We start from the raw sequence: 18670 nt of genomic DNA on the forward strand, positions 1-18670 counted from the left end.
TTAATTCTCTGTATGGAGCGCACTTTTATGCGAATTAATTGTTACGTTTGTAGAGAGTTATGATAAAGTATCTTTTGTGCATACTGTCACTTGCATTCTTACTTATTGGAGGTAGTCTGTCTACCTATGAAGAAGATGTCCGGGGATTTCGGGAAACAACCGTAATCTCTGTGGAGAATGACGCAGTCGCTACTACGACATTCTCTTCAACCCCGGAAGAGAGCCATTCCTTAGGAATCCTGACTACCTTCTCACTTCCACGAAACATAACTCCCGTCAGGACATTGAAGTTTAATGATATTCCTGTCATTGTCCAGTTATTAAGTTCCCGCTCTTTCCGTTTGCCCGAAGACAAAAGGAAAATTCTTCTTTCCGACACTAATTATCTGAAATATTCTAATAGGTACTACATTTATACCTTGGCACATATCTTAATTTAGCCTTTCTTTTGCCATAACTATTCCTGGGAATTTGCGCAAATATGTTTTATAAGTCCGGATAATATTCATTTCCGGGCATGTCGTGTTTGTGCATCAATGATTATACAACCTGTTTTTTTATACTACTATGATTCATTTATTACTATCTACGTTGGCTATGATGGGGTTGACCTTTCTCATAGGCTTTTTCGTTGCGGCAGTGATTAAGTTAATTGCTTATGCTGCCGATTCATTCGACTTTTACAGTTCCCACCGATTGGAGTTACTTCGTCTGCATCGCTGGCGGCAACATCGTCAGAAAGTGGAAAAACTCGTCAGGCAGATACCGCTTGATGCGGAAGAATCCATGGGAGATTACCGTGAAGACTTCAGCCGTGGTATCAACCGTAACTTTACCGGTTATGCGGGTTATTATCATGGTGTGAGTCCGGGTGCTTCGGACGAAAACCTGATGGATTATTATTATCCACGGGATACCCGCGAATTCTTTCTTAAAGAGGAAGAACGAGCACATATCAACAAGAAAAACTCCAAGAAATCAGCTTCAGACAAACAATAAAAAAGACATTCATTATGGAAAATATAGATTTTGCGACCTTATTTCAAGGCATTGGTACAATGATGGCAAGCGGTTGGTTCCTCGCTTCTGCCAGAATCTTTTTGGTAATTCTCGGTTTGTTACTTATCTATTTAGGCTGGAAAGGCGTACTCGAACCTATGGTTATGATTCCAATGGGGCTGGGAATGGTAGCTATCAATTGCGGAACACTGATAATGCCCGATGGTACACTGGGTAACCTTTTTCTCGACCCGATGCTTTCAGATACGGACGCATTGATGAATACGATGCAGATAGACTTCCTGCAACCTGTCTACACGCTTACGTTCAGTAACGGACTGATAGCTTGTTTTGTTTTTATGGGCATCGGGACACTCCTTGATGTCGGCTTCCTGCTTCAGAAACCATTTGCGAGTATCTTCCTTGCACTGTGTGCAGAACTGGGAACTTTCCTGACAGTGCCTATCGCCGCCGCTCTCGGACTGACTTTGAAAGAAAGTGCCTCTGTAGCTATGGTAGGCGGTGCCGATGGTCCGATGGTGCTGTTTACTTCACTGGCTTTGGCAAAACATCTGTTTGTCCCTATCACGGTAGTTGCTTATCTTTACTTAGGATTAACATACGGTGGCTATCCTTACCTGGTAAAACTTCTGGTTCCCAAACGTCTCCGTGCCATCAAAATGGTAACGAAGAAAGCCCCGAAAAACTATGATGCAAAAGTAAAGCTAGCCTTCTCCGCTATTCTTTGTGCCGTTCTTTGTTTCCTGTTCCCGGTTGCTTCGCCTTTATTCTTCTCCTTGTTCCTCGGAGTTGCCGTCCGTGAATCCGGTATGAAGCATATTTATGATTTTGTAAGCGGCCCGTTGCTTTATGGTTCTACCTTTATGTTAGGGGTATTGTTGGGCGTACTTTGCGACGCACACTTATTGCTTGATCCGAAGATTCTTAAATTATTGGTTTTGGGTATCGTAGCTTTGTTGCTTTCCGGTATCGGTGGAATCTTGGGCGGTTATATCATGTACTTTATCAAAAAGGGAAACTATAATCCGGTGATTGGTATTGCCGCTGTTAGCTGTGTGCCTACTACTGCAAAAGTAGCTCAGAAGATTGTCAGCAAGGACAATCCGGACTCATTCGTTTTAGGCGATGCCTTGGGAGCTAATATATCCGGCGTAATCACCTCGGCCATTATCACAGGTATTTATATCACAATCATACCTTATTTATAAATTAAGGAATATTGAGTGCTGTTTTTAGACAGGGCTTATGAATGATGTAAAAAGAGAAATGGTGAATAAAAAGGTCTGAAATCCTTTTGTTCACCATTTCTTATTTATAGCAAGATAAAAAGCTGCTTTTGGGTTGATGACTTAATCAGCTGCGAATGTAATTTTAGCCAGCGTACTGCTCTCTTTTTTAATAATATCCATATAGGTAGTTCCTCCCGGATATTCTAACTCTATATGAAGATTATCAGGAGTTTTATATTGATAAGTAAGAGTTATATTCCCATCATCTTCTGTATATTTCAGGTCTTTGTCAGGCAACTCATTTTTTAGATGCGTATCTATCTGCTTTGCTATGGCATATACCTGTTGCATGGTGGCACCGGGGAAATTATATTTCTGAATAGTGGTATAACCATCATCTTCTTGATATTGCTCGTATGTCAGGCCTTCCCAGTCAGAGTCTATAAGAAAGTTAACATCATCATTTGCCAAGTCTTCTTCTCTGATGATAGTCTCATCATTTTCTTGTATACTGTTATCATTTATCGTTTGCCATTGGGCGAAGAAGATTGTATCATTGGAGAGCGTCGTGTAATATTGAGGAATTTCCGAATTCGTTCGTTGGAATATGTCGTTTATGTATACTCCGCCTCCGAAACCACATTGGCAATCCTTTTCATCTTCGATGATAGTCACCGCATTATACGTGAATTCAAAATATAACAGACAGTCATCATCACCGTAATCGAAATCTTGTCGGAAAGTGGCTCTTCCGTCTTTTACGGTTATGCGGCCATCTATTTCCCCGCAGTTGTAGGATGGCGCTCCTTTACTGATATTCAAATAGAATAACAGGGTGCTGTCATTTTCAGGGTAAATATATGCTATGCCATTCGGGTCACCCTCAGAATTTCCTCCGAATGTATATGTGCCACCGTATGTCAGTTGTGTTGAAAGCGTATCAGTTTGAGTTTGTGACATTGCGGTCACTTTTGCTTTTTGCTTGCAACTGCTCGTAATCAATGCGAGAAAGAAGACGAGAAATAGTGTTTTTCTATTATTCATTATTGGAATATTTATTTTTGTAAGGCATAAATAGTCTCTTGCACTCTCTTTACAGAAGTCACATTGTGCTCGTATTCATTGATATGTACTGTTCCTCCCATTGAAACGGCTTCATTCTTATATTCCATTTCGCTCTTGATACTCTCTCGTGCGGAGAAATGAAACTCATTTATGTCGGTTTCTGCGGCAATGCGGGCGATATTTTTTTCATTTACTCCGCATCCGGCAAGTAACGTGATTCTCCCGGCTGCCTGTTTCTGCAATTCTTTCAATAGGGGGATTCCCTGTTCAGCCGTAGGTTGCTGGCCGGAAGTCAGAATACGGTTGCATCCTAACTCTATTAGTTGTTCCAAGGCTTTCTGCGGATTGCAGCATACATCAAATGCCCGGTGAAAAGTGACCGATAATCCTTTGGAAGCTTCCATAAGTACCTGCATTGTGGCAAAGTCTATTTCACCTTTTGCTGTCAGACAGCCGAATACAACTCCGTCTGCTCCTAAGCTTCGGGCAATTTCAATATCCTTCAGCATCGTCCTGATTTCAATATCCGAATAGAGAAAATCTCCTCCACGTGGGCGGATAATTACATGCAAACGAGTATTGCTTAATACTTCTCTTGCAATAGCAATCTCTCCATAGGACGGTGTTGTTCCACCCTCCGGTATTCCGGCGCATAGTTCCACACGATCTGCGTTTCCTTCCTGCGCCGCCAGGCAACTTTCTACCGAGTTGGCACAAATCTCGAATTGATATTTTCTCATAGCTGTGATATTAAAAAAGGGCGAATTGCTTCGCCCCTCTATCTTTGTATTCTTTTTTAAGTCTTTGGTCTTACTTAGCGAAGCTAACCGCACGTGTCTCACGGATTACGGTAATCTTCACCTGTCCCGGATAAGTCATCTCATCCTGAATCTTCTTGGCGATTTCGCCTGACAGGTTTTCAGTCTGCTTATCATCAATCTTATCCGCACCAACGATTACGCGGAGTTCGCGTCCTGCCTGGATTGCATACGTTTTTGTTACACCCGGATAAGCCATAGCCAATTGTTCGAGGTCATTCAAGCGCTTGATATAAGCCTCAACGATTTCGCGGCGTGCGCCCGGACGTGCACCTGAAATAGCGTCACATACCTGTACGATAGGAGCCAGCAAACTGGTCATTTCCGTTTCGTCATGGTGAGCACCGATAGCGTTGCAGATATCCGGTTTTTCCTTATATTTCTCTGCGAGCTTCATACCCAGCAATGCGTGTGGCAATTCCGGTTCTTCATCAGGCACTTTACCTATATCATGCAGCAAACCTGCGCGTTTTGCTTTCTTCGGATTCAGTCCCAGTTCCGATGCCATCACGGCACAAAGATTGGCTGTTTCACGAGCATGTTGCAACAAGTTCTGACCATAAGAAGAACGATATTTCATCTTACCGATAATACGGATCAATTCAGGATGCAGACCGTGGATACCAAGGTCGATTGTAGTACGTTTACCTGTTTCGATGATTTCTTCCTCTACCTGTTTGCGTACCTTAGCTACTACTTCCTCGATACGTGCCGGATGAATACGTCCGTCGGTAACAAGCTGATGCAGTGCCAAACGTGCAATTTCACGGCGAACCGGGTCGAAAGCTGAAAGCACGATAGCTTCAGGAGTATCGTCTACAACGATTTCAACACCTGTGGCTGCTTCGAGTGCACGGATATTACGTCCTTCACGTCCGATAATACGTCCTTTGATTTCGTCAGATTCGATATGGAATACCGTAACAGAGTTTTCGATGGCAGTTTCCGTAGCTACCCGTTGGATAGACTGAACGACAATACGTTTTGCTTCCTTGTTGGCAGTTAGCTTGGCATCATCCATGATGTCGTTGATGAATGACTGAGCCTGTGTTTTAGCTTCCTCTTTCAGGGATTCCACCAAACGTTCTTTTGCTTCATCGGCAGACAGTCCGGAGATTGCTTCCAACTTGTCAATTTCCTGCTGTTGCAGTTTATCCAGTTCTTCTTTCTTCTTATCGACAATCACCAGTTGCGCTTCCAGGTTCTCTTTGACAGCTTCGGCTTCCATCTTCTTGCGTTGGATTTCTTCCTGGCGCTGTCCGAGCACCATTTCGCGTTGTTTCAGTTTGTTTTCCGCCTGTTGAATCTTCTGATTCCGCAGAGCTACCTCCTTTTCAAGATCAGCTTTCTTGTTCAGGAATTTCTCCTTCACTTCCAGCAGCTTGTTTTTCTTAATTACTTCCGCTTCCGTCTCTGCTTCTTTCAGGACATTCTCGTATCTGGACTTCAATGCATACCGGAATAGTATGTATGAAAAGACTCCACCTACGATGAAGCAAGCAATTGCTGTTGCTATTATTGCTATCATTCTACATTTAATTTAATATATAAATAAAAACGCACCGCCAAATATCTAAGCAGGTTCTTGCTCGGATATTGTGCAGTGCGTGGTTGTTTTTCTCTTATCAGCGAATAGCCGGTCGGGTTTATTCCTCTTTGAAATAATCTTCCAGCAATTCATTTAGTTCTTTTACCTTCTCCGTATAGGGGCTGGTATCATTACGTTGCAATAATTGCAGTCTCTCTAACGAGAACTGATAGGCTACCATGGCAATAATCTTTTCCGGTTCGAGGTTCTTGTAAACTTCCCGGTACTTATTAAGCCTGATATTTACCTGCTTGGCGGCTTCCCGTACCATTTCTTCTTCCTCACGGTTGATGGTTAACGGGTAGTTTGAGTCTGCTATCTGCAGGTTTATCTTTATTTTATCGTTCATACATCTTCTTCTTATTCATTCAACAAAGCGATGCATTTATCGACTTCACGCACTAATTTAGACAATCGCAGCTTCGTCTCTTTTACGTCGCTGCCGTTAAGGCTGATTGCCGTAGCTGTTTTTAGGTTTGTGTAGTTGACTTCCAATTCGTCGTATTGAGCCTGTACCTTCTCATTTTTTAATTTTTCAATATCGAGAAGTTTCTTCAGCTCCGCATTTTCACGCTTTAATTCATCGTGCAAATAAATCAAATGCCGTAGCTGCGTCTCAAAGGTATTCAATAACTTTTTTTCTTCTTCTGTCATCACTACACCAAAATTGTACACAAAAATACGATTAACTCTGATATTACAAAAACTTTTCGGGATAAAATGTTCATTTTAGCGCAAATTAGCGGATTGGCAGGGGAAAGAAGGGAGAAAATGAGGATACGACAAATGTTTTGAAGAGAGCCTGTGAAAAGTGCATAATTGTCGGAGTTTTCTTTTCTCAAAGTTTCCCTTTAGTATATATAAGTAGGTAAAGAGCTAAAATTCTTTGTGACATTTTTGTTTCTATTTTAAGTTTTATACGGGGAGAAACAAAAATGTCACAGCGCTTGTAATCAGTAACTTATCCTCTAAAACAGTCGAAAATAAGAGAAGTTTACATAAAACGTATATAGAGTTTAGGCCTTTTTCGGAGATGAAACTGCATTTTTATGGTAATTGTTTGAATTTCAATCTTTTAACGACTCTATTTGTTTCATGTCGTTCTATAAAGTATGTTCATGATACAATTTCTTTTAGATGATTATTGTTTGTTGCACTTGAGTAACTGACTGGATGCACTTGTGTGTATCGGCGGTTACACAAGTGCGTTTGGGCAGTTGCTCAGGTGAAACAGGTTAATTTATGCGGATGAATTTGCTAAAGGATAAGGGGGAATTATTAATAGGTGCGGTAGAACTTATTAAATCTTCCTTATAGGTTGGTAAAAACATCTTGTCGATTTGAAACATTGCAAAGGTAGAAAAAAAATTAATAAGGGAAATGATTAATGAATCATGTCTTGACTATTAAACTTTTTCGTTGTAAAAGTTAATGTTCGGGTTGCTGAGTATTAATAGCCTATGTCTCAGGTGTTAATGTCTTGTATATCAGATGTTAACAGTCTGTGTATTGAGTGTTAATACTTGAGATATAGGCTATAGTTGAATGAGTTGCGGTTAAAATCAGCAAATAAGCCGCAAAATATGCGGCTTATTTGCTGATTTTAACCGCAACTTTGTTGATTACTTCAATTAAAGAGTTATTTTTGTAGAAATAATCTACGATATGTTTATTCACGAAATAGAAAACTGGACATTGTTCAGATGGAATGCTAACCGTTTGTCGGAACAAATAGCCCGGACAAACAGAACTATCGGATACCTTGCGGGTCGCCTAAGTACTATTGGATTTGATAATCAGATGGCGGCTACCGTAGAGGCGGTTACACACGATGTTGTTTCATCTTCCGAAATCGAAGGGATAACTTTGAATACGGCAGAAGTACGTTCTTCTGTCGCCCGAAAATTAGGTGTGACCGTGCCGGATACCAAAGAACCAACGCATTATGTTGACGGAGTTGTTGAGATGATGCTTGATGCTGTGATGAACTATGACACTCCATTGAATCATGATAGATTATTCGGATGGCACGCAGCGCTTTTCCCAACAGGCAAAAGTGGATTTTCGGATATTGTAGTGGGGGCATACCGGGATGAATCTATGGAAGTTGTATCCGGAACATTCGGACGGGAAAGGGTACACTATCGCGCACCAGAACCGGAACGGGTACTAGATGAAATGAATAAGTTCTTTTTATGGTTCAATGATAAAAATATATCTCCATCATTAGTGAAGTCTGCAATAGCTCATCTGTGGTTTGTATGCATTCATCCGTTTGATGATGGAAACGGGCGAATTGCAAGAGCTATATCAGATATGGTATTATCGCAAATAGACCGTAGCAAATTACGTTTTTTCAGTATGTCTCTGCAAATTAGTAAAGAGAAAAAAGAATATTATCGTATGTTGGAACGTACACAACGCGGGAATGGTGATATTACAGAATGGTTGGAATGGTATTTTACTTGTATTGAACGGGCTGTTAGTGAATCTAATATAATGTTGAGTGAAATACTCAATAAAGCTACCTTTTGGAAGAATCATTCAGAAGCGGTTATTACAGAAAGGCAACGGAATATTCTCAATATATATTTGAATGGTTACGAAGGAAAGTTGACTGCTAAAAACTGGAGTAAACTAGCCGAAATCTCCTTGGATACTGCAACTCGGGATGTGAAAGACTTGGTAGCAAAAGGAATTCTTTCTCCTGTGCAAGGACGTGTCAGAGATATATCATATACATTGAATTATATAGTGCCTGATTCCAGAATGTTTGATTTTACAGATTCGGCTATTATCAATCGTGATGGGAAAGACTATATTTCTACTGTATATAAGGGGCAAAAGACAATAGAAGAGGGGATATCTCCACTGGACAAAATACGTTTTGAGCAAAATGAAATGTCAATTGATGACTTGGTATTTAAGTATTTTGCTTATCTTTCGGAATAGAATTTTTATGAAATAGAAAAATATATGTTGAAAATATTAGTAACCTACGCCGTTCAAGGCGAATTTGTAGAGATTAAATGGCCTGATGTAGAACCCTATTACATCCGTACAGGCATTGGTAAAGTGAAATCTGCCTTTCATTTGGCAGAGGCGATTCGTCAGGTACAGCCGGATATGGTGTTGAATATCGGAAGTGCGGGGACCGTCAATCATCGGGTGGGAGACATCTTCGTCTGTCGCAAGTTCATCGACCGTGATATGCAGAAAATGAAAGAGTTCGGGCTGGAATGCGAAGTTGACTCATCGGCTCTGCTCGAAGAAAAAGGCTATTGCAAGCACTGGACGGAAGACGGAATCTGCAATACAGGAGATGGTTTCTTGACGGAGCTGACTCATGTTAGCGGAGATGTCGTAGATATGGAAGCCTATGCACAGGCATTCGTTTGCCGTTCGAAAGAAATTCCGTTTATCTCCGTGAAATATGTAACTGACATTATCGGTCAGAATTCCGTGAAGCATTGGGAAGATAAGCTGGCAGATGCCCGTCAGGGACTTTCCGACTATCTCAATGTTTTGAAAGAAAGAATATGATAAGTGACACCTGCGGCTATCAGTCCCAGGAGAATCTTTACCCATATCAGGGGAATCAGGAAGAAGATGCAGTAAAGCATGGTGCCCCACATCAATACGAGAGAAATGATTTTGGCACGGAGCGGAATAGCTTTATTTTCGCGGTAGTTGCGAATATAAGGACCGAAGTGCCGATGGTTCAGTAGCCAATTGTATAGTCGGGGCGACCCTTTGAAATAAAGGGCGGCGGTAAGTAGTAAAAAAGGGGTGGTAGGCAATAGTGGCAGAAAGATGCCAAGAATGCCGAGTGCCAGGGAAATGCTTCCTAAAACAATATACAGAGTTTTCATGCGGCAAAGATAGTACGAAAATAGGAAAAAATAACTGTCTTTGCTGAATGAAAACTCTATTTTGTATTACCTTTGCCGTTGCATCGAGGTGACATTAGATGCATGTAACTATTAAAATACATACAGCAATGTTTACAGTAATCAAACGCATGGAGATTTCAGCTTCCCATAAGCTGGTGCTCCCGTATCGCAGTAAATGCGCCAGTTTACACGGTCACAACTGGATTATCACCGTCTATTGTCGTTCCACACGACTCAACTCCGAAGGAATGGTGGTAGATTTCACCCGCATCAAAGAAGTGGTCACGGAGAAACTCGACCACCAAAATCTGAATGAAGTACTTCCATTTAATCCCACAGCCGAGAATATCGCCCGATGGGTTTGCAAGCAGATTCCGCAATGCTATAAAGTAGAAGTGCAGGAATCCGAAGGAAACATCGTAATCTACGAAAAAGACTATACCTCAGGAGAAGAAAAAGACCACACGGCAAGAGAAGAACAGGAGTAAAGAGCAGCAAACAAAATACATATGACGATGAGAAAGATTAATGAAATCTTCTACAGTTTGCAGGGCGAAGGATACCATACCGGAACCCCCGCCACTTTTATCCGTTTCTCCGGCTGCAACCTGGAATGTGACTTTTGTGACACCTGCCACGAGGAAGGAAGAATGATGACCGACGACGAAATTATCGCCGAAGTGGAGAAATATCCTGCCGTTACCGTTATCCTGACGGGTGGCGAACCTTCCTTATGGATTGATGACGAATTTATCGACCGCCTGCACCGGGCGGGTAAATATGTTTGTATCGAAACAAACGGCACGCGCCCCCTGCCCGAAGCCATTGACTGGGTGACCTGCTCACCCAAGCAGGGCGTGAAACTGGGTCTCGACCGGATGGATGAAGTAAAAGTAGTCTATGAAGGACAAGATATAAGTATTTATGAACTACTTCCTGCCGAACATTTTTTCCTTCAGCCTTGTTCTTGTAATAACACTGCTTCAACAGTGGACTGTGTAATGCGACATCCCAAATGGAGACTAAGCCTGCAAACACACAAATTAATCGACATCCGATAGCCTGATAAACGGATGTAGCGGAAGAGCTTAATTTATTACAAAATATAGTATGAAAGTAGGTTTGTTTATTCCTTGTTATATCAATGCTATCTATCCCAATGTGGGAGTGGCATCGTATAGACTATTGAAAAGTTTGGGAGTAGACGTCGATTATCCGTTGGACCAGACCTGTTGCGGACAACCGATGGCAAATGCCGGTTTTGAAGATGAATCGGTGAAGTTAGCACTCCGTTTTGGTGATTTGTTTCAAGAGTACGATTACATTGTCGGCCCATCCGCCAGTTGTGTGGCTTTCGTGAAAGAGAACCACCCCGGCATCTTGGAGAAAGAAGGTCATATCTGCCAGAGTGCAGGGAAAATTTATGACCTTTGTGAGTTTATTCACGATGTGTTGAAGCCTTCGAAAATTCCGGCGCGCTTTCCGCATAAAGTCAGTATTCACAATAGCTGTCATGGGGTACGCGAATTGTTTATTTCGGCTCCTACGGAGTTAAATATTCCTTATTATAATAAATTACGTGATTTGCTCGACATGGTCGAAGGTATCGAAGTTTTCGACCCCAGCCATATCGACGAATGCTGTGGCTTTGGCGGTATGTTTGCCGTAGAAGAACAGGCCGTATCCGTCTGCATGGGACGTGATAAGGTGAAAGACCACATGGCTACCGGAGCCGAATATATCGTCGGAGCCGACAGTTCCTGCCTGATGCATATGCAAGGTGTCATCAAACGGGAACACCTGCCGATTCAGATTATCCATATTGTAGAAATTCTAGCGTCGCAATCATGAGTACCAAACATTCAAAGGCTGCCGAAAAGTTCTTGCAGGACAGCAAGATGGCAGCATGGCATAACGAAACCCTTTGGATGGTCCGCGCCAAAAGGGATAAGATGAGTAAGGAAGTTCCCGAATGGGAAGAGTTGCGCAACAAGGCTTGTGAACTGAAACTGTATTCCAACAGCCATCTCGAAGAACTGCTGCTGGAGTTCGAGAAGAACGCTACCGCCAACGGTGCCATCGTCCATTGGGCGAAGGATGCCGATGAATACTGCGCCATCGTCTATGAGATACTGAACGAACATAATGTGCACCATTTCATCAAAAGTAAGTCGATGCTTGCCGAAGAATGTGGCTTGAATCCTTTCCTGATGGAACGTGGCATTGATGTCGTAGAATCCGATTTGGGCGAACGCATCCTCCAGTTAATGCATCTCGAACCCAGCCATATCGTACTGCCTGCCATCCACATCAAACGGGAACAGGTAGGAGAACTTTTTGAAAAGGAGATGGGAACGGAAAAAGGAAACTTCGACCCTACTTACCTGACTCATGCCGCCCGCAAGAATCTGCGGCATCTATTCCTGAATGCCGAAGCAGCCATGACAGGAGCCAATTTTGCTGTGGCTTCAACCGGAGACATCGTGGTCTGTACCAATGAAGGAAATGCCGACATGGGAACTTCCTACCCGAAACTGAATATCGCCGCTTTCGGTATGGAAAAGATTGTACCGGATTTGGATTCGCTGGGTGTATTCACCCGGTTACTGGCCCGTTCGGCTACCGGGCAGCCAGTGACAACATACACTTCTCATTACCGTCGTCCGCGTGAGGGTGGCGAATACCATATCATCATTGTAGACAACGGCCGAAGCTCCCTGCTTTCCAAGCCCGACCATATCAAGACACTGAATTGCATCCGTTGTGGCGCCTGCATGAATACTTGTCCTGTATATCGCCGGAGTGGGGGATACTCTTATACATATTTCATTCCCGGCCCTATCGGAATCAATTTGGGGATGGCTCATGACCCGGAGAAATATTACGATAATCTTTCTGCCTGTTCCTTGTGTATGTCCTGTTCCGATGTCTGCCCGGTGAAAGTCGATTTGGCCGAACAGATTTATAAATGGCGTCAGGATTTGGATGGTCTTGGAAAGGCAAATACGGGAAAGAAGATTATGTCCGGTGGCATGAAGTTCCTGATGGAACGTCCGGCATTGTTCAATGCAGCTTTGTGGGCATCTCCGGTGATAAATGGTCTGCCGCGTTTTATGAAATACAATAATTTGGATGAATGGGGCAAGGGACGTGAACTACCGGAGTTTGCCAAAGAGTCGTTCAATGAAATGTGGAAGAAAAATAAAGTACAGGGAAAGGAGGAATCCAAATGAGTAGCAGGGAAGAGATATTAGCCAGTATCCGAAAGAATACGCAGGTGCGTTACGATAAACCGGATATAGCGGATATGAAACGATTGTCATATCCCGATAAGATAGAGCAATTTTGTGCTATCAGCCGTGCGGTCGGCGGCACAGCAGTTGTATTGGGTAAAGGAGAAGATGTGAATGCCGTAATTCGCCGGACGTATCCCGACGCTATGCGCATTGCTTCCGTATTGCCGGATATTTCCTGTGCCACTTTCAATCCTGATAACCTGGACGACCCGAAAGAATTGGATGGTACGGACGTAGCAGTGGTGAAAGGAGAAATCGGCGTAGCCGAGAACGGAGCTATTTGGATTCCGCAGACAGTAAAGTATAAAGCTGTTTATTTTATCTCGGAGAAGTTAGTCATTCTGCTCGACCGGAATAAGATTGTGAATACGATGTATGATGCTTACCGGGAATTGGATGGACAGGAATATAAGTTCGGTACGTTCATCTCCGGCCCTTCAAAGACTGCCGATATCGAGCAGGCATTGGTGATGGGCGCGCATGGTGCACGGGATGTGTTGGTCATATTAATGTAGTGTCTGTTTATTATTCTAACTTTGAATTGAATATAGCAATTTTCGGGTCGTTTATGAAAAAGCCTTGCAGTAACTTTGTATAGTCAAAACAAAAATATATATTGCACCGTGAATGACATAAAAGCGGTTACAGACCGTACGAAATTTGTATGAAAGAGAAGAATATAATCAAGATTAAACGTTATGAATCGCCGTGTGGTACATTGATGCTCGGCTCATTTGGCGACAAGCTCTGTCTATGCGACTGGCAGGTAGAAAAGCACCGGGAACATGTGGATAAACGATTGAAACGGATATTACGTGCCGAATTTGAGGAAGGAATGTCGGACGTGATTGGAGAGGCCGCAAGACAACTCGACGAATTCTTTGCAGGAAAACGCAAAGAATTCACTGTCCCGCTCCTTTTCGTCGGTACGGAGTTTCAAAAGGTTGTATGGAACGAACTACTGAAGATTCCTTTCGGTCAGACGATTTCTTATGGAGAAATGGCACAGCGTATCGGTATGTCCAAGGCTGTCCGTGCGGTAGCCAATGCCAACGGGGCGAACTCCATGTCGATTTTTGCGCCCTGTCATCGGATAATAGGCAGTGACCGTTCGCTGACGGGCTATGGTGGAGGACTTCCGGCGAAAAAATACCTGTTGGAACTGGAAGCGAATAACGAATAAACGGAGCCTCTGATGAACGGACAGGAAACACTCGACTATACGCGCATCGCGCAAGCAATCGAATATATTCGTGCAAATTTCAAGCATCAGCCGGGACTGGACGAAATTGCGAACGAAGTTGCTTTGAGCACCTCCCGTTTCCAGCGGGTATTTACTGAATGGGCAGGAGTCAGTCCCAAGAAATTCCTGCAATATACCAGTATCGAATACGCTAAGAAGATACTGGACGAAACCCATGCTTCACTCTTCGATGCCGCATTGGAAACAGGGCTTTCAGGAACGGGACGGTTGTACGACCTGTTCGTCAATATAGAAGGAATGACACCGGGCGAATACAAGAATGGCGGTGAAAATCTCACCATCAATTATAGTTTCGCCGAAAGTCCGTTCGGTGAAATACTAATCGCATCGACCGAAAAAGGAATCTGCTGTATGGAGTTCGCGGACAACCAAACAGACGCTTTCAATTCTCTGCAAAAGAAATTCCCTCGTGCACGGTACACGCAGATGGTGGACGGAATCCAACAAAATGCATTATTTATCTTCACGCGTGACTGGAGCAGGCTTAAAGAAATCAAGTTGCACCTGAAAGGTACGGATTTCCAACTCAAAGTGTGGGAAACTCTGCTCAAGATTCCCGCCGGAGGATTGACAACCTATGGGGACGTTGCTTCGCAAATCGATAATCCACGGGCTTGCAGGGCTGTCGGTACGGCAGTTGGCGAGAATCCTGTGGCGTTTCTGATACCGTGTCACCGGGTTATTCGAACTACGGGAGAATTTGGCAATTATCATTGGGGTGAAATTCGCAAGACTGCTATTATCGGTTGGGAGGCTGCCCAAAAAGAGAAAATCTCAAAGACAATATGAAGACCATTCGAATATTCCGTTATAAGTTCATTACTCAATTGGCTATATCAATCCGATTAAAATCTAAAATAAATTTGGTTTCAAAACAATGGAGCTTTATTTTTGTTAGCACAACAAAACAGAGGCTCTGTTACAGTAAAACAGAGCTTCTGTTTACCCGAAATAGAGGCTCCGTTTGGTGTAAATAGAGCGTTTGTTCCAGCTCGTTGATTCAGAAGAATAATAAACTGTTTAAATAAAAATAATATGTATGCCAATAAAGTAAAGAAAATAGCCGCCGTCCATGACCTTTCGGGAATGGGGCGCGTATCTCTGACTGTCGTTATTCCTATTCTTTCATCAATGGGCTTTCAGGTTTGTCCGCTTCCTACGGCGGTATTGTCCAATCATACGCAATATCCCGGCTTCTCCTTTTTAGACCTCACCGATGAAATGCCGAAGATTATAGCCGGATGGAAAAAGTTGGAAGTACAATTCGACGCCATTTACACCGGATACCTCGGTTCGCCGAAGCAGATACAGATTGTTTCCGATTTTATCAAAGACTTCCGTCAGCCGGATAGCTTGGTAGTAGCTGACCCGGTGCTGGGAGATAACGGCCGCCTATATACCAACTTTGATATGGAGATGGTAAAAGAGATGCGTCACCTGATAACGAAAGCGGATGTGATTACTCCTAATCTGACGGAACTGTTCTATTTGCTGGACAGACCTTATAAGGCAGATAATACGGATGAAGAATTGAAAGAATATCTTCGTCTTTTATCTGATAAAGGCCCGGAAGTCGTTATCATTACCAGTGTCCCTGTACATGATGAACCTCATAAAACGTCCGTTTACGCCTATAACCGCCAAGGAAACCGTTATTGGAAAGTGACCTGTCCTTATCTGCCTGCCCATTATCCGGGCACAGGAGATACTTTTACCAGTGTCATCACCGGTTCTTTAATGCAGGGAGACAGCCTTCCAATGGCACTAGACCGTGCCACGCAGTTTATCTTGCAAGGTATCCGTGCCACTTTCGGCTATGAATATGACAACCGCGAAGGTATCCTATTGGAAAAAGTACTTCACAATTTGGATATGCCGATACAGATGGCAAGTTATGAACTGATTTGATATAAAGAACAGAAGGAGTGAAGTTTTGAGTTTATCAGAACTTCACTTTTACTTCTACCGGTAGCTTTCCTGCTGTCCATTTAGGACCTTCTTTGATTAAACGTATGGCTTCTTTATCTGCTGATTCGCATAATCCTTTTGTTACGGTAATATTCTGCGGCTTTCCTTCCTTGTCAATCAGGAACGAAAGAATAACTTCTCCTTTCACGTCTTTACATGATTCATCTGTCGGACGAATCAGACTGTCTTTCAGATACTTCTGATATTTGCGTTTGCCGATAATAGGTTCTGGAGTCCGTTCGTCAATCTTTTCTCCATTTTTTTCATCAATCTTTTCGTCAATCTTTTCATCAATCTTTTCGTCAATCTTTTTATCACTCTTTTCGTCAATCTTTCCTTTGGCCGCCGCAACATTTCCGGCAGTAATTGACTTCTTTTTCTTTTGTGCTCCATATCCCACTACAACCACTTCACTAAGTGTCTGATTATCTTCGTTCATGGCAATGAGCATTGTACGGCTGCTATCCACCGGAATCTCTACCGGTTCGTATCCGATATATTGTGCAGTCAACTTTTTCTGACCTTCTTGTTTTAGTAAAGAAAACTCTCCATTGAGGTCTGTAATCGTTCCGAAATTGCTACCTTTATAGAGCACACTGGCTCCGATGATAGGTTCTCCCTTCTCGTTCGTTACCTTTCCTTTTATCATGTTCTGTGTAGGATTGGCCACTACTTTCGCTATCCTCATTTTATTGTCGGATTCGGAATGAAAAGTGTCCGTTGCTGCCACTGCTCTTGCTTCCTGCATCATCATGGACTCGGCAGATTCTTCTAATGCCGACACTGGCTCTACAAATACATCTTGTGTTTTCGCAGCCGATTTACTTTTGGCGATAATATCCTTTCTCCCTGTCTGCTTCACGGTCACTTCATGTGCGGAATCCCGGTCTGTCCTTTCAGCAGATAAGGCAGTATTTTCTTTTACGGCAGGAGTAGGGGTCGAAACAGGAGCGGGAGCAGGCGGGCTGGCAGGCTCAAAAACTGCTGAAGGAGTATCCTCTTTGGCAATAAACAACATATCCTCTGTCATACTCTTTTTCAGGAACAGGAAATAGCTGCTGATACCGATTCCGATAACGAGACAGGCAGCAATGCTCCAGGTGACAGCGTATGAATTCTTTCTCTTTGAAGAATGAGCCGAGACTTGCATCCGCAATTTCCTGATTCGTTCTTCGTGATTCCCTTCCACCTGGCTGTATCCATCCATAGCATCAGCCAGGAACGAGTCTTTCATCGACTCTTTTTCCAGTCGATGTGCCTCTTTTCCTTTGCGGAGTCCTCGTATGTAGTCCAATAGTTTCATAGGGTCTGTTTCTTAATGCAATTTTTTAAGTTTCGCTTTCCGTTTTGGATATAGCTTTTCACATTGTTCAGAGTAAATCCGGTTTGTTCGGCAACGTCAGCATAGGACATCTCCTCTAAGAAGAAACGCGTAATGCTGAGGCGTTGTTCTTTGGGCAACTGTTCCAGGCAGTGATGCAATGCCTTCAATTGCTCTTCCGAACTTTCCTCTTCACTTAATAGATGCAGAAATTCGTCGGATTCCATAACATTAATGCTATAATCTAACGAAATCTCTTTATTTTCTTTTCGTAAAAGCTGCAAGCAATGATTCTTGCCTACCCGGTAGAGCCACGGCTTGAAGACCTTTATCTCGTAGTTGCCCATCTTGGGCAATAAGTCTTCAAACAACTGCATCACAGCTTCCTGGGCACGGTCTTCATCTTGCAGATATTTCAGGCAAAGTCCATACAGTAACGGGATATAACGGTTATACAATTCACCGAAATACTCCGTATCCCCGGACTTTATATAGTGTGTAAGTAACTCTTCGTCCGATAGCTTCGATATGTTTCTTTTGAAAAACAGCATCTATTCTTCGTCTTCTTCTATAATAACCTGATATTTTTCTTTCATTTCTTCAAAATCCTCTGTTACCTGGTTCAGAATTTCGTGTGTATCCGTACTCTTCACCAATGCAGGCATACCGTAATGGATGGATGCTTTATAAGGTAACAGTAGCATTTTGCCTTTGGGCAGGGAACGTCCCATACCGGTCATAAATACAGGTACATATTTTAGTTCAGGACGCAGGGACAGGATGCGGGCTATACCGGATTTTATCTTTCCCATTTGTTCCGGTTTCCCTCTTGTACCTTCGGGAAAAAGGATGAGTGAATATCCGGCATCAATGGCTTCAAGCATTTTACGGATAGGGTCGTGCTCCGAATCTTTTTCTCCTTTTCTTCTGATTAAAAGCGTATTGATAAAATAATTGCTCATGGAAGCCTGAAAGCGGGTTCTTCCGAAATAATCCTCTGCAGCTACGGGTTTGACCTTCCACAGAAGGTCGCCGGGCAGGGAGGATAGCAGGCTCAATGTATCCAGGTGACTGTTGTGGTTGGCAAGAATAATAAATTGCTTTTCCTTCCTGAGAAAGCGGCAGTCGGTGAACTGGACTCCTACGATTAACTTCAGGAACCAGTGGAAAATACCTTTATATATAATCTGCATAGCGGCAGATTGCAT

22 protein-coding genes are annotated in these 18670 nt (G+C 43.0%); 13 read left to right on the top strand and 9 right to left on the bottom strand.

Annotated elements, in window-relative coordinates; all coding sequences use genetic code 11:
* The first annotated feature begins 59 nt into the window (after positions 1-59).
* The 3 genes from HC965_RS19835 (at position 60) to HC965_RS19845 (ending at position 2228) form a co-directional block, all read left to right on the top strand.
* Entirely contained in the window at positions 60-440 is a 381-nt protein-coding gene (locus HC965_RS19835; protein ID WP_223854954.1) for a hypothetical protein, read from the top strand.
* Positions 441-567: 127 nt separating this feature from the next.
* Positions 568-999, top strand: a complete 432-nt coding sequence (locus HC965_RS19840) for a LapA family protein (protein ID WP_191033082.1) — start codon at positions 568-570, stop codon at positions 997-999.
* 14 nt (positions 1000-1013) lie between these two features.
* Complete coding sequence (locus tag HC965_RS19845) at positions 1014-2228, top strand: sodium ion-translocating decarboxylase subunit beta (protein WP_191033083.1); 1215 nt, start codon at positions 1014-1016, stop codon at positions 2226-2228.
* A 141-nt stretch (positions 2229-2369) separates the two neighbouring features.
* Here the strand turns inward: HC965_RS19845 and HC965_RS19850 are convergent, their stop codons facing one another.
* The 5 genes from HC965_RS19850 to HC965_RS19870 form a co-directional block, all read right to left on the bottom strand.
* Positions 2370-3293, bottom strand: a complete 924-nt coding sequence (locus tag HC965_RS19850) for a hypothetical protein (protein ID WP_191033084.1) — start codon at positions 3291-3293, stop codon at positions 2370-2372.
* 11 nt (positions 3294-3304) lie between these two features.
* Complete coding sequence (locus tag HC965_RS19855) at positions 3305-4054, bottom strand: copper homeostasis protein CutC (RefSeq protein ID WP_191033085.1); 750 nt, start codon at positions 4052-4054, stop codon at positions 3305-3307.
* A 70-nt stretch (positions 4055-4124) separates the two neighbouring features.
* Positions 4125-5660 (bottom strand): ribonuclease Y, encoded by a 1536-nt coding sequence (gene rny / locus HC965_RS19860; protein WP_191033086.1) that lies wholly within the window; start codon positions 5658-5660, stop codon positions 4125-4127.
* Between the two features lie 118 nt (positions 5661-5778).
* A complete protein-coding gene (locus HC965_RS19865) occupies positions 5779-6069 on the bottom strand; it encodes a cell division protein ZapA (protein WP_022138753.1) in 291 nt (96 codons plus the stop codon).
* 11 nt (positions 6070-6080) lie between these two features.
* Positions 6081-6395 (bottom strand): hypothetical protein, encoded by a 315-nt coding sequence (locus HC965_RS19870; protein ID WP_022138754.1) that lies wholly within the window; start codon positions 6393-6395, stop codon positions 6081-6083.
* Between the two features lie 990 nt (positions 6396-7385).
* On the opposite strand from HC965_RS19870, the gene HC965_RS19875 reads away from it, so the two are divergent.
* Entirely contained in the window at positions 7386-8672 is a 1287-nt protein-coding gene (locus HC965_RS19875) for a Fic family protein (protein WP_191033087.1), read from the top strand.
* Positions 8673-8696: 24 nt separating this feature from the next.
* Positions 8697-9263 carry a nucleosidase gene (locus tag HC965_RS19880; protein WP_191033088.1) on the top strand — a complete coding sequence of 189 codons (567 nt, stop codon included), beginning with the start codon at positions 8697-8699 and terminating at the stop codon, positions 9261-9263.
* On the opposite strand, the gene HC965_RS19885 is transcribed toward HC965_RS19880, so the two are convergent.
* Complete coding sequence (locus HC965_RS19885) at positions 9233-9592, bottom strand: YbaN family protein (protein ID WP_191033089.1); 360 nt, start codon at positions 9590-9592, stop codon at positions 9233-9235. The two genes, HC965_RS19880 and HC965_RS19885, sit on opposite strands and share 31 nt — an antisense overlap.
* A 128-nt stretch (positions 9593-9720) precedes the next feature.
* Between HC965_RS19885 and HC965_RS19890 the strand changes: the two genes are divergently transcribed.
* The 8 genes from HC965_RS19890 (at position 9721) to HC965_RS19925 (ending at position 16081) form a co-directional block, all read left to right on the top strand.
* Positions 9721-10101: a 6-carboxytetrahydropterin synthase gene (locus HC965_RS19890; RefSeq protein ID WP_191033090.1), complete on the top strand. Its 381-nt coding sequence runs from the start codon at positions 9721-9723 to the stop codon at positions 10099-10101.
* A gap of 27 nt (positions 10102-10128) precedes the next feature.
* Positions 10129-10674, top strand: coding sequence for a radical SAM protein (locus HC965_RS19895; protein WP_191033091.1), 546 nt, complete (start codon positions 10129-10131; stop codon positions 10672-10674).
* A 49-nt stretch (positions 10675-10723) separates the two neighbouring features.
* The gene (locus HC965_RS19900; protein ID WP_191033092.1) at positions 10724-11464 is read left to right on the top strand and encodes a (Fe-S)-binding protein; all 741 of its coding nucleotides are present in this window, start codon (positions 10724-10726) and stop codon (positions 11462-11464) included.
* Positions 11461-12846: a lactate utilization protein B gene (locus HC965_RS19905; protein ID WP_191033093.1), complete on the top strand. Its 1386-nt coding sequence runs from the start codon at positions 11461-11463 to the stop codon at positions 12844-12846. Before HC965_RS19900 ends, HC965_RS19905 begins: the two co-directional genes overlap by 4 nt.
* A complete protein-coding gene (locus HC965_RS19910) occupies positions 12843-13424 on the top strand; it encodes an LUD domain-containing protein (protein WP_191033094.1) in 582 nt (193 codons plus the stop codon). The genes HC965_RS19905 and HC965_RS19910 overlap by 4 nt, the downstream gene beginning before the upstream one ends.
* Positions 13425-13573: 149 nt before the next feature.
* Positions 13574-14092: a methylated-DNA--[protein]-cysteine S-methyltransferase gene (locus HC965_RS19915; protein ID WP_191033095.1), complete on the top strand. Its 519-nt coding sequence runs from the start codon at positions 13574-13576 to the stop codon at positions 14090-14092.
* Positions 14093-14104: 12 nt separating this feature from the next.
* Entirely contained in the window at positions 14105-14962 is an 858-nt protein-coding gene (locus HC965_RS19920; protein ID WP_191033096.1) for a methylated-DNA--[protein]-cysteine S-methyltransferase, read from the top strand.
* 246 nt (positions 14963-15208) lie between these two features.
* On the top strand, positions 15209-16081 hold the full coding sequence (locus HC965_RS19925; RefSeq protein ID WP_167963086.1) for a pyridoxamine kinase: 873 nt from the start codon (positions 15209-15211) through the stop codon (positions 16079-16081).
* 34 nt (positions 16082-16115) lie between these two features.
* Here HC965_RS19925 and HC965_RS19930 read toward each other — a convergent pair whose 3' ends face one another.
* Genes HC965_RS19930 through HC965_RS19940 form a run of 3 tightly spaced genes read right to left on the bottom strand, consistent with a single transcriptional unit; the run spans position 16116 to position 18670 of the window.
* Positions 16116-17444: a carboxypeptidase-like regulatory domain-containing protein gene (locus tag HC965_RS19930; RefSeq protein WP_191033097.1), complete on the bottom strand. Its 1329-nt coding sequence runs from the start codon at positions 17442-17444 to the stop codon at positions 16116-16118.
* Positions 17441-18013 carry an RNA polymerase sigma factor gene (locus tag HC965_RS19935; protein ID WP_191033098.1) on the bottom strand — a complete coding sequence of 191 codons (573 nt, stop codon included), beginning with the start codon at positions 18011-18013 and terminating at the stop codon, positions 17441-17443. Before HC965_RS19935 ends, HC965_RS19930 begins: the two co-directional genes overlap by 4 nt.
* Positions 18014-18670, bottom strand: a complete 657-nt coding sequence (locus HC965_RS19940) for a lysophospholipid acyltransferase family protein (protein ID WP_191033169.1) — start codon at positions 18668-18670, stop codon at positions 18014-18016.

Source organism: Bacteroides sp. GM023 (assembly GCF_014750685.1).
Lineage (GTDB): Bacteria > Bacteroidota > Bacteroidia > Bacteroidales > Bacteroidaceae > Bacteroides.